Consider the following 11,797-nt stretch of genomic DNA (forward strand, 5'->3'; position numbering starts at 1 on the left):
CACCACCCATAGCCATACCTTTTAAGTATGTAAGTAGATGCGTTTTAAAATTGCTCACAATAACTACGACTAGTTTTCAATCGTTTTCAAAAAGTGACTGAACGTGTCACCTCTGAGGCCTAAGCGAATGGTTTCTAACGGAATAATTTCATTGGGAGCAATGTTACCGAGGTTTACATTACAGCCCAGTAACTTTATAAACCATACTTGCTGAGCTTTCTGTGGTGCTTCCCAAATAATTTTTTCGAATGGAATTTTCGTTAATATCTCCTGAACCAAACCAGACCTTACTTCACCCGAAGATCTGAATAGACCAACATTACCACCTTCTCTTGCTTCACCAATAACCTTCCATGCACCGGCATCTAGCTCCGCTTGCATTAAGCTAATCCACTGGTAAGGCGGAATTATTTTTTCCTCATCTTTTGATCCTACTTCAGATAAGACAGTTACTTGTTCTGAAAGTTTGCTGATATAATCACATTTTTTGTCATGATCTAGTTCAATAGATCCGTCAGATACTTCAGCGTAAGACAGGTCGTACTTATCCAGTACTTTTCTGTAATCGTCAAATTGGTTTCTTACAATGAATGCCTCGAACAAAGTGCCACCAAAGTAAACAGGTATTCCAGCATCTTTATATAGCTTTATTTTGTCTTTTAAATTTGGAGTTACATAAGATGTGGCCCAACCGAATTTTACTATGTCTACATAGTCGCCACTTACCTCTATAAAATCTTCAACTTCTCTTAAGCTTAGGCCTTTATCCATGGCCATAGTAAATCCGAACTGCCTGGGCTTTTTGGTACGCTCAGGTATATTGTTCAAAGTATAATTCATTAGGAATTGTCTTTTCTAAATTGGTCAATTATTTTGTAAAGCGCCTTTTGAGTTTCCAACTGTGGGAAGAATTCAAAAAGCACCACATGATTTTCGAAGTCCAAAATTAGTGCATTTTCTAAATAATTAAAGGCTTCTTTGTATTTGCCTGCGGCAATGAGGTAGGCAGTTATTCTATAGAAATAATCTGACTCATCCGGAAGCTCTTCTAATCCGTTGATAATCAGATCAATAGCTTTATTATAATCACCCTGATCGTAATAAATATACGACCAGTTTAACCAAATTTCTTTGTCTTCTGGGCTGAGCATACTGGCCTCTTCATAGGCATCTATGCTGGAAACAATATTGCCGATGTTAAATTCAGCTTTGGCCACTGCTTTCCAATAAGCTGAATTTTCGTAATCCAACTTTAGTGCTTTATTATAAAAATGAAGTGATTGATACCACTTCTGCTGCATTTCAAGGCAGTGGCCTGCACCAAACCATGCTTCGCCATACAGATTATCCAGTTTGGTAGCTTTCTGAAAATACTTAAGCCCCAATTCAAATTGCTCAAGGTTTTCATAAGCTTTCGCCATTTGGCAATACACTTCTGCGCTTGGACCTTCTATGTCTATCGTAGATTTGTAGGAATCTAACGCTTTAGTAAACTTCTCGATTTGCATATAGGTATTGCCCATATTGTAATAGGCCGAAGAAAAGTTTTCTTCAATTGCTATGGCAAACTCATAGGCAGAAAGTGCATCATCATAACGACCAAGCTTATTATATACAATACCCAGATTATACCAGGCTGCCTGGGAGTAAGGGTCTGCATCAATAAATTTCTTATAGTAATCGATGCTGCTTTCTAATTCACCACATACATCCAAGCAGTAAGCTAATTCGTACAATGCACCGTCATGATAGATATTTTCTTCGATAGCACTTTTATAGGCATCAATAGCCTCATCATAATTCTCAAGGCTTTGATGCGCCAGCCCTAAACTATAATAGGCCTCATCTTTTTCTTCAGAGTAAGTAAGTGCACGTTCGTAATTGTCAATTGCTTCCTGATATTTTCCTAACAGTGAAAGGATGGAACCTTTCATGAGAAATATCTCGCCATCATTTGGTTGGTATGATTCAGCGGTTTCTAATAATTCCAACGCCTCATCAAATCGCTCTAAATTTGATAAGATCTGCGATTTGGTAATTAGAAGTTCAATAGAGTAGGGGTACTGTTCTTGCGCAATACCCACTGCTGCAAGTGCCTGATTAAACCGGCCATGATCTTGATAGTAATTAATGATATATTCAAAATTATCTAGCTCAAAGAAGTGAGACGCTATATTTTTTTGATACTCTTCGAAGCGCTTTACCAGTTCATCTTCTTCTTTCTTTTTCTTGAAATTTTTAGCCATTAAGAAAGTTTGAAAGTTTAATCAATTTAACGAAAAATTTCCTTTATTGAGATAGTAACAGCAGGAAAATCTCTAATTATTTTTATTCTTGATTTGATTGCAAGCCCAATCAAGTGTATCGGATAAAGACGCAAAGGTATAGTTTAATTCTTGCTTTACTTTTTCATTTGAAAAGTAAATTTCGCTTTTGCTCATTTGTGCTGTTTCTTTTGTGATAAGAGGCGCATTTCCACTAAAAAAGCATTTGATACGCTCCAGAAGCATTCCAATATTTAAAAGAACATCATTGGACTTTATGGAAGGTGGTTTTTTATTTAACCTGGTTGCTATTTCGTCAAATACAGTTTTGTACTTTGCTTTTCCACCATTAATAATATAACGCTTCTTAGTTTCGCGCTTCCCTAATACTATATTAATTATATTGATTACATCGCGTATATCCACGTAGTTAAGCGAACCTGAAGAATAGAATTTATTTTCATTTAATATATAGTTAAAAAGCTGGCCACTGCTTCTGGAAAGATCATCAGCTGAAAGAATAACCGAAGGATTCAAAATCACAGCATCTAGTCCTTCTTCAATTCCTCTCCAAACTTCAAGCTCAGCTAAATATTTACTTTTGGCATAGTTGCTATTTAAATCGCTGTGCTGCCATTTGTCATTTTCCGTTACTGTACCACTAGTTGCCATTCTTCCTATAGCCGCAACAGAGCTGATATGTATAAAGTAATTAATGCCATTCTTGAGTGCTAAGTTCACCATGTTTGATGTACCGTTCACATTCACGTTTTCCATTAAATCTTTATCTGATTTGTGAAATGAAACTACTGCTGCACAATGGATAATTGTTTCGATATCATTTAATTTGTCATCAAACTCTTCTGGAAACAATACATCTCCATGACAAAATAAAATCTTTTCTTGTATTTCTTCAAGCAACGATAAGTCACTGCTTTTGCGCACGAGTGCCATCACTTTATGATTGTTATCAACTAACATCTGACATACTTTGCTGCCTAATAGTCCGGTGGCTCCAGTTACTAAAATCATAATTGACGATTAAGTAAAGGTAATTCTAAAACCTTGGTATAATACTTTGTTTTTTTTGAGGCAGATAATGTATCGAAATGAGTGGTATTGTGACAGTCTGATCCAACGAAGTGAATGAGTTTTTTGTCAATTAAGGTATGTGCAAACTTTCTTACCTGCTTGGAATAATATCCGCTTAGGGAATTGATATTAAGCTGAAAAAGAACCTGCCTTTCTATTAACTTTTGAAGCAAATCTGAATCGCTATGTAAGTAATTATATCTTTCTGGATGAGCCATTACAGGATTTAAACCCCTTGATTTGGCTTTGAATATGAACTCAGCCAAATAAAAAGGCTCGTTCATAAAAGAAGTTTCGAACAAAAGATAGTTTTTACCAAATGTTAAAAATTGGGCAGATGGGTCATTTATACGTTCATTTAGATGATCATCTAAATAGTATTCTGCTGCTAGCTCGAAGGTAATATCAATTCTCTCGTGTGCAAGCCTTTTTACAACGTCTGCATGAATTTTGCTCAGCTCCCCTTCACTATTATTGTAAAAATCATGCATGATGTGGGGCGTTGTGATCACTTTTCTATAGCCCGATTCTGAAAATTTGCGAAGCAATGCTATCGCCTCTTCCATAGACTGAACACCATCATCTACCCCCGGGATTAAATGAGAGTGGAGGTCTGTGGTTAAATCTTTAAAGTGCGTATCTGACTTTTTCTTGAAGAAGTTAAACACTACTTATTAAACAGTTTATTTAGCACAGATTCTGATTTGGTCGATGTGTTATCATAATAACCATAGCCATACCCATAATTGTTAGATCTTAGTTGGGGCAGCGCATTGAGTATAACAGCAATGTTTTTAAATTGGTTTACAGAGACCAATCGGTTTAACGTTTTAAGAAAGTCTCTTTTAGAATAGTTAGCACGTACAACATACATCGCCAAGTCTGCTTTTTTCATGGCTAAAATCCCGTCTGTAACTAATCCAACTGGTGGTGTATCAAGAATTATTACATCGTAAGTGAGTTTTAACTTATTAAGGAGATCATCAAATTCACCATTCAGTAATAGCTCTGATGGATTGGGAGGTGTGGGTCCTGCATTTATATAATGTAAATTATCAATCCTTGATTTTATGATACACTCGTCAATGGTATTGTTACCTATGAGTATGGTACTTACTCCAACGTTTGGGTTTTCATCACCAAATGAGAGATGTACCCTAGGTTTTCTCATATCCAGATCAAGAATCAATACCTTTTTCTTAGACATAGCGATAATACCACCCAGATTAACAGCTGTAAAAGTTTTGCCTTCTCCACCAATGGTAGAAGTGATGGAAATAACACGTTGCTGTTTTTTGCTTACCATAAAATCAATATTCGTTCTGATTGAACGTAGTGATTCACTAATTGCTGATTTTGGACGCTCATCTACCATCAATACTGATTGTTCCATTTTTACCTTTTCCTCAGGAATGGATCCTAATATTGGAGCATCAGTCAATCTTTCCAGTTCAGAAGGGGTAGATATTTTATTGTGAAGCAAGTACCGGACTCCAACAAAAATGAAAGTGAATACCAAACCCGCAACAAATCCAATACCATGTATTATCAGTTTATCGGGTGAAATTGGGTTAGAAGGTAATGTAGCTGCACTTAGTATTTTAAACTTTGTAGTAGTACCAGCTTGAGCTATTTGATACTCAGCTTTATTTTGCATTAGTGATAGGTAGAACTCTTCATAAAGTTTGAAAAATCGTTGTTTTTTATTGAATTCAGTACTTTTTCCGGGAAGTTCTACGAAGTTTTTTTGCAATTGGGCTTTTTGCTTTTCTAATTCATTCGTACGAGTTTGGTATACGGTAATTAGCTTTGAAAGCTGGTTTTTTAATGTACTCCTTAGATTTTGTATTTCCTTTTCCTTTCGGGTTAAAGCGAAAGTAGATTCAGTATAGCTGAGTTTCAGATTTTCATATTCAGAAGTTAATTGCGTTAATTGGCTAAGCAAGGAAGAAACTTCTTTTGAGAATCCGTAATTTCCTGATAGTGCAATATCAGCATTATTGTCTTCTAAAGTTGTGAGAAGCCCCTGCGCGTTGTTAATTTTTTTAGATAGTTCATATCTTTGCGAGTCGATTTGGTTAATATAGTTAATAGTATTTTCTAAATAAGCCTCCAGGTCATTTGTTGGATTGTCGATGGTAAAATTTTCGAAGTAACTCTCAAAACCTTCGAGCTGCTGTTCTATACTCGCTAATTCCCCATTTAACCAGTTGATTTTTTGTTTGTTTTCCAGATTTTTTTCCTCTTTGGTATAGTTGAGGTAAATACTATCTACTGCATTCACCAGATCTCGTGCCTTTGTGGCATTGTGATCTTGAAAACTGATTTTAATGGTGTTAGCGTTAAGGTTTAGTGGTACAACACTTAGGTTTTCTTCAATATATGAAATGAGTGCCGAGCGGCTGTTGATGATGAAATAATGATATCGCTCATTATTAGATTGAAAATAAGGTGTTTTACTTATTACCAGACTCACATTTTTGGTGTTAATTACTTGTCCAAACTGGTATACCTGATTACTACCCTCTTCAGCAAAAGTTAGTTTAAAGGAATTTGAATCGATTATTTCTATCCGAATTTTTTTATCGTAGGCACCTTCATTAATAACTTCAAAATCTACTTTGAAGGGCGATGTCAAATATTTTTCATCATCAAGTAAATCACCTTCTGTGAAATAAAATACTTCCAGATCAAAATCATCTATTACTTTGTTAAAGAAAAGTTTTGATTTAATGAGTTCAATTTCTCCAGAAATGATATTCAGATTTTGATTTTCACCAATATTAGTTAAACCTAGTTCAGTAGCATTTGTCTCTACGTCTAATTTTAGTTCAGAAGATGATTCGTATAAAGGCTTGGTATAACGTACAATGAGATAAGCAGTTACATTTGTAAAAAAGAAGATGAGCAAAATCCACATCCAGCTTTTTCTCAATACAGAAATAGCCTTGTCTCTATCAATTCCTTCAAATTCTTCTTTATTGGTTACTTCCACCTTAATTAATACTTATTAATACCGCAACTAAAGAGATTAGACTGGTAACAAGTGATAATATAGGTCCATTATCTCTCATAAATTCAGTAAATGGTCTTCTTACAGGTTCGATGTAAATAACATCACCTGGCTCCAAAAGTATATTGCCACTTTGAAACCCTTCAATGGTCGTTAAGTCTGCCAGAAACACTTCATCGCCTCTGACTATTTTAAGGTTACTGGCTCTTGCATTATTAGTGATACTTTTTGATAAGGCCAATACTTCAGCCAATGTTGTTTTTTCGTTTTCCAGTGGAACTACCAGGCCATCCGAAGCACCAAGTACTATGACTCTATTATTTAAGATTCGAAGGTTAATAAAGGGGTTATGATAATACTTCTCGAATTCCTTTTGAAGCATTTGTTCAGCAGAATGAATGCTTTTACCTTCAATTAACACATCACCAACCATGGGTAGCTTAACCTGTCCATCGTTTCGCACAAGATACTTGAGCTTTGGACGAAGTTTTTCACTGTTAATATTAGTATTTACTAGTTCAAAATCGGGGTCAATTACTTTTTCACCATTTTTTGTGAATACATCTAGTTCCAGGTAGTCTCCGACCGTTATAATCCGATTGCTATCGGAAGATGATAATTTCTGCACAAAATCGGAATCATTGTCCGATTTCAATAGAATATTCTGTTTGTATGAACTACAACTGCAGAATAGAACAACCAGCGTTGCAATTATGAGAAGAGAATGGCGCATGTAATGTGTTCAGCTATTGCCAAAAAATTAGGTTTTAGCAATTATACGCATCACTACGCTAAAAAGAAGGTGATCAATTGAAAACTTTAAGCAAATAGAGTTTTGATCGTATGAAGGTATTTGTCGATGACAATCTTCTCACTATATTCTTGCTCTACCTTTAATCGTCCATTTTTACCCAAAAAGGAAAGTTGCTCAGGATCTTTTGAGAACATTTCTTTCATTTTTAAAGCAAGGTCATTCGGGTCTTTAACTTTGCATAGCAGGCCATTATAATTATGGGTTACAACGTCTTTGCAGCCAGGTACATTTGTTGTAACTATTGGTTTTGAGGAACTGGCAGCTTCTAAAAGGGTTTTGGGTGTGCCTTCACGATATGATGGTAACACAACACAATCAGCATTATTGATAAACCCCCTTACATCATTAGTAGTACCTAAATATTCCACAGTATTACTAGCTATCCATTCGTCAATTATTTCATTTTTAATACCTCTTTTATGTTCAGGGTCTTTTGGGCCAAGTAGTTGAAATTTGGCATCTATTCCTTCAGATTTAAGGATTTTAACGGCATTGATATATTCTAAAATGCCTTTATCATGAATTAACCGCGATATAAGTAAGAATGTAAATTGCCCCTTCTTTTTATGGTTAGTGGCTTTAAACTTTTCCAAATCTATGCCGGAGCCAGGAAGGATGTCACTAATTTCTTCTTTTACAAGTCCGTTTTTAATAAAAAGGCGTTTGTCATAGTTATTTTGAAAAAAAACCTTCCTTGGGAATTTGAAAGATATTCTATACATCCATGAGGCTACTTTAGAAACAAAATTCTTTTTTAGAAATACAGTGCCTAAACCGCAGACATTGTTAACCGCAGGTATATTTAACCATTTGGCGGCAATCGTTCCATAAATGTTAGGTTTTATTGTGTAGTGTAAAACAACATCAGGTTTTACTTTTTTGTAGATTTTAATCAGCTCGAAAACCAACCCCATGTCTTTGATGACATTGGCTCCCCTGCTATCTAACTTTACTTCTTCAAATTCGCAACCTGCATCTATTAGTTGAGAAGTGTATTCATCTTTAGGAGCGATAACGGTAACTTTGTACTTTTGTTCCTGTAGGGCTTTAATAAGACCCATTCGAAAGTTGTAGACGTTCCAGGAAGTATTTAATACGATAGCAATATTCATAAATGCCGGCTTAAAACAGGTTCAAAAGGCATCACCGCACCTTCAAATAGAAGCGTATATTTGCCAACTATACAACAAGTGAATGTTCAAAGGTATCGAAAAGTAACCGATCTTAGGTAAATTTTGTGTTAAATATTACATGCACAAACAATAGAAAAGGTAGTAATATATGAAGAGTAAGAAAGTTAAGCATATGGAAATGGAAAGGGCAGTGTTAGTTTCGGTCAATGAAAAACAATCATTGGATGAAATTGTAGATGAACATCTATCAGAATTGGCTTTTTTAGCGCAAACAGCTGGAATAGAGACAGTTGAAATATTTAAACAAAAATTAGATAAGCCTGATATACGCACATTTGTTGGAAAAGGGAAACTTGAAGAGATAATTGCGTTTACAAAAACCAATGATATTCAAGTATTAATTTTTGATGATGATCTTACACCATCTCAACTAAGAAATTTAGAAAAAGATATCAAATTGAAGATTTATGACAGGAGTTTACTGATTCTGGATATATTCCTGCAACGTGCACAAACGGCACAGGCTAAGACGCAGGTGGAGTTGGCGAGATATCAATATTTATTACCTCGCTTGACAAGGATGTGGACTCACCTGGAAAGGCAAAGAGGTGGTACTGGAACACGAGGTGGAGCTGGTGAAAAGGAAATAGAAACAGATAGAAGGATTCTCAGAAATCAAATAAATGTACTGAAAGGAAGGCTAGAGAAGATAGAGAAACAAAATGCTGTTCAGCGTAAATCGCGCGGTACAATTGTTCGGGTGGCGTTGGTTGGTTATACAAACGTTGGTAAATCAACGCTCATGACCTTACTTTCTAAAAGTAATGTGAAGGCTGAGGACAAACTGTTTGCTACGGTAGATGCCACTGTTAGAAAAGTAGTTTTTAATACCATCCCTTTTCTGTTGTCGGATACTGTTGGTTTTATTAGAAAATTACCTCATCATTTGATAGAATCCTTTAAGTCTACCTTAGCGGAGGTTAAAGAGGCTGATATTTTGTTGCATGTGGTAGATGTTGCTCATCCAGCCCATGAAGATCATATTGAGGTAGTTAAAGAAACCCTGAAAGATATTGGGGCTGATGATAAACCTACAATTTATGTGTTTAATAAGGTGGATCTGCTTCAGCCATCAGAAGAAGGTGATTCACCAATTGAATCGATGAATCAATATCATAAGCATAGAAAGAATACAAATGATGATATTGTGTTTGTTTCGGCAGAGAAGAAAATAAACATTGCTGAATTAAGAGATAAAATATTTGAAAAGGTTCGAAAGAAGCACCTAACCATTTTTCCTAATTACTTAAAAGATCAAACCTACTATTAGAGATTTGGTATAAAGTGGTAATCGATTATTTTTGAGCTTGCTTAAATTGGCCCCGTAGTTCAATGGATAGAATAAGAGTTTCCTAAACTCCAGATACAGGTTCGATTCCTGTCGGGGCTACTAATAATCAGTTTTTATGCTCTTGTTTAGAGGAAGCCCCAATTGATAGCCGATACTCTCGTCTTTATCAGGATCTGTAACATCCAGGCCAAACTTTATCTTTCTGGGGTCGTCATATACAAAAGTTCCAAAAACACGATCCCAGATTGAAAAGATATTACCAAAGTTGGTATCCGTCCAAGGGCGTTCGAAATGGTGATGAAATTTATGAATGTTAGGAGTTATGAAAATGTAGCTTAAGGCTTTATCAAGCCAACCTGGTAAACTAATGTTAGCATGTGTAACATAGGTAAAAAAGATGGTGCAAATTCTGTAGAATACATAAAATGAAACCGGGATACCAAACAAAATGACAGTTGCAATGGCAAAGCACTCTCTTAACAGGTAATCACCCGGGTGATGCCTAGTGCCTGTAGTGGCATCTACTTTCGTGTCACTGTGGTGTACCATATGCATTCGCCACATCCATTTCACTCTGTGCAACATATAGTGCACAACATATTGAGCGATAAAATCCAAAGCCATGATGGCAATTAATAATTCTACCCAAAAAGGCCAATTTACCATTTGAATCAGGCCAATTTCAGAAGTACTTACCCAATAAAAAACACCTACAGTGGCAATGCCGACTAGTACGTTAATAACCAGTGAAAAAGAGAAAAACACCAGGTTCACTCCATCGTGCTTAAGCTTATTGTATTTATGTTGTGCTAACGGAATTACCAGCTCCAAAACCCACACAAATACAAGACATGATGCTACCCAGCCTATTTTATATAATGCTGATAAGTTTTCAAACGAACCTATAAACTGCTCCATATTTTAAAACGTAAGATCACTAATATAATCACAAATAGGCAATTTTTGTTCTCGATGAATGTGATGAAACTTGGCCTGGATCAAATAAATACTTAGATTAAATGAATGGCGCCTCCAGAAGTACTTATCGTAGATGATGAAGAAGACATTGGGCAAATGGTCTCGTTAATGCTTAAGCCCTTCACTAAAAACATAAAGTATTGCACTTCTCTTGGTGAAGGTTCTGTGGAAATAAACAACAAGCAATATGATCTAATTTTTCTCGATCTGAATTTGGAAGATGGCTCCGGGTTTGATCTTTTGGAAAAGATGAAGAAAGTTAATTATAAATCTAATGTTGTTATTATAAGTGCCTACGATGGTAGGGAGGAAGAAGAGCGAGCGAAACAATTTCAGGTCTCAGGGTTTATTAAAAAGCCCTTTTCTAAAAATGATATTATCGAAGCCTATTTATCAAATATTAAATGAGTAACAAAGTAGTAATAATTGATGACGATGAAGATATATGCCTTTTGCTGCAAAAGCTGCTGAGTAAAAATAATTATGAAGTAGCTGTAGCAGATGATGGCCAATCAGGCTTTAAACTATTAAAAAAGGAAAAGCCGGATTTAGTACTTTGCGATTTTAAATTACCTGATTATTCGGGCATTGATATGTTGCGTAAAATGAAGGTGCTTTACCCTGAAGTACCTGTGATAATTATTACCGGATATTCCGATGTGAAAATTGCTGTGGAGGCTTTAAAAAAAGGCGCTTATGATTATGTGACCAAGCCTCTTTATCCAGATGAAATTTTGTTGATGGTAAAAGATGCGATTAGCTCAGCAAAAGATCAGGCAACAAAAGATCATGTATCTAAGCCCAGAAAATCATCGCAAAAAGAACCTACCATAATTAAGGGCTCAAGTCCACAATCGGAAGTAGTTTGGAAGCATGTAGATTTAATTGCACCTACAAACATGTCTGTGATTATTCAGGGGGAAACAGGTACAGGCAAGGAGTATGTGGCACGGGCTATACACAATCAGAGTAAAAGAAAAGACAACAAGTTTTTGGCGGTTGACTGTGGTGCACTTTCCGATGATCTAGCGGGTAGCGAACTATTTGGTCATGTGAAAGGCGCATTTACGGGAGCATTAACAGATAAAACAGGTTGTTTTGAACAGGCAAAAGAGGGCACATTATTTTTAGATGAGATCGGAAACTTGAGCT

General features: G+C 35.8%; 11 protein-coding genes and 1 tRNA gene. 4 read left to right on the forward strand and 8 right to left on the reverse strand.

What is annotated here, in order from left to right; translation table 11 throughout:
• Positions 1-69 precede the first annotated feature (69 nt).
• The 7 genes from RLO81_RS04580 to RLO81_RS04610 form a co-directional block, all read right to left on the reverse strand.
• Positions 70-840 carry a phosphosulfolactate synthase gene (locus RLO81_RS04580; protein WP_350107883.1) on the reverse strand — a complete coding sequence of 257 codons (771 nt, stop codon included), beginning with the start codon at positions 838-840 and terminating at the stop codon, positions 70-72.
• Positions 840-2,246 (reverse strand): tetratricopeptide repeat protein, encoded by a 1,407-nt coding sequence (locus RLO81_RS04585; protein WP_350107885.1) that lies wholly within the window; start codon positions 2,244-2,246, stop codon positions 840-842. Before RLO81_RS04585 ends, RLO81_RS04580 begins: the two co-directional genes overlap by 1 nt.
• A gap of 72 nt (positions 2,247-2,318) precedes the next feature.
• The gene (locus RLO81_RS04590) at positions 2,319-3,296 is read right to left on the reverse strand and encodes an SDR family NAD(P)-dependent oxidoreductase (RefSeq protein WP_350107888.1); all 978 of its coding nucleotides are present in this window, start codon (positions 3,294-3,296) and stop codon (positions 2,319-2,321) included.
• Positions 3,293-4,024 (reverse strand): tyrosine-protein phosphatase, encoded by a 732-nt coding sequence (locus RLO81_RS04595; protein ID WP_350107891.1) that lies wholly within the window; start codon positions 4,022-4,024, stop codon positions 3,293-3,295. Before RLO81_RS04595 ends, RLO81_RS04590 begins: the two co-directional genes overlap by 4 nt.
• Complete coding sequence (locus tag RLO81_RS04600) at positions 4,024-6,351, reverse strand: GumC family protein (protein WP_350107894.1); 2,328 nt, start codon at positions 6,349-6,351, stop codon at positions 4,024-4,026. Before RLO81_RS04600 ends, RLO81_RS04595 begins: the two co-directional genes overlap by 1 nt.
• 1 nt (position 6,352) lies before the next feature.
• The gene (locus tag RLO81_RS04605) at positions 6,353-7,024 is read right to left on the reverse strand and encodes a polysaccharide biosynthesis/export family protein (RefSeq protein ID WP_350107897.1); all 672 of its coding nucleotides are present in this window, start codon (positions 7,022-7,024) and stop codon (positions 6,353-6,355) included.
• 164 nt (positions 7,025-7,188) lie between these two features.
• Positions 7,189-8,295 carry a glycosyltransferase family 4 protein gene (locus RLO81_RS04610; protein ID WP_350107900.1) on the reverse strand — a complete coding sequence of 369 codons (1,107 nt, stop codon included), beginning with the start codon at positions 8,293-8,295 and terminating at the stop codon, positions 7,189-7,191.
• A gap of 169 nt (positions 8,296-8,464) precedes the next feature.
• Here RLO81_RS04610 and hflX point away from each other — a divergent pair, with 169 nt between their 5' ends.
• A complete protein-coding gene (gene hflX, locus RLO81_RS04615) occupies positions 8,465-9,646 on the forward strand; it encodes a GTPase HflX (protein WP_350107902.1) in 1,182 nt (393 codons plus the stop codon).
• Between the two features lie 48 nt (positions 9,647-9,694).
• Positions 9,695-9,766, forward strand: a tRNA-Arg gene (locus RLO81_RS04620).
• Here RLO81_RS04620 and RLO81_RS04625 read toward each other — a convergent pair.
• On the reverse strand, positions 9,767-10,585 hold the full coding sequence (locus RLO81_RS04625; protein WP_350107905.1) for a sterol desaturase family protein: 819 nt from the start codon (positions 10,583-10,585) through the stop codon (positions 9,767-9,769).
• Positions 10,586-10,690: 105 nt separating this feature from the next.
• Here RLO81_RS04625 and RLO81_RS04630 point away from each other — a divergent pair, with 105 nt between their 5' ends.
• Positions 10,691-11,053 carry a response regulator gene (locus RLO81_RS04630; protein WP_350107908.1) on the forward strand — a complete coding sequence of 121 codons (363 nt, stop codon included), beginning with the start codon at positions 10,691-10,693 and terminating at the stop codon, positions 11,051-11,053.
• A partial coding sequence (locus RLO81_RS04635; RefSeq protein ID WP_350107911.1) for a sigma-54-dependent transcriptional regulator occupies positions 11,050-11,797 on the forward strand: 748 nt, incomplete at its 3' end. The genes RLO81_RS04630 and RLO81_RS04635, both read left to right, overlap by 4 nt.

It is taken from the genome of Fulvivirga sp. (genome assembly GCF_040220315.1).
Taxonomy (GTDB): Bacteria; Bacteroidota; Bacteroidia; order Cytophagales; family Cyclobacteriaceae; genus Fulvivirga.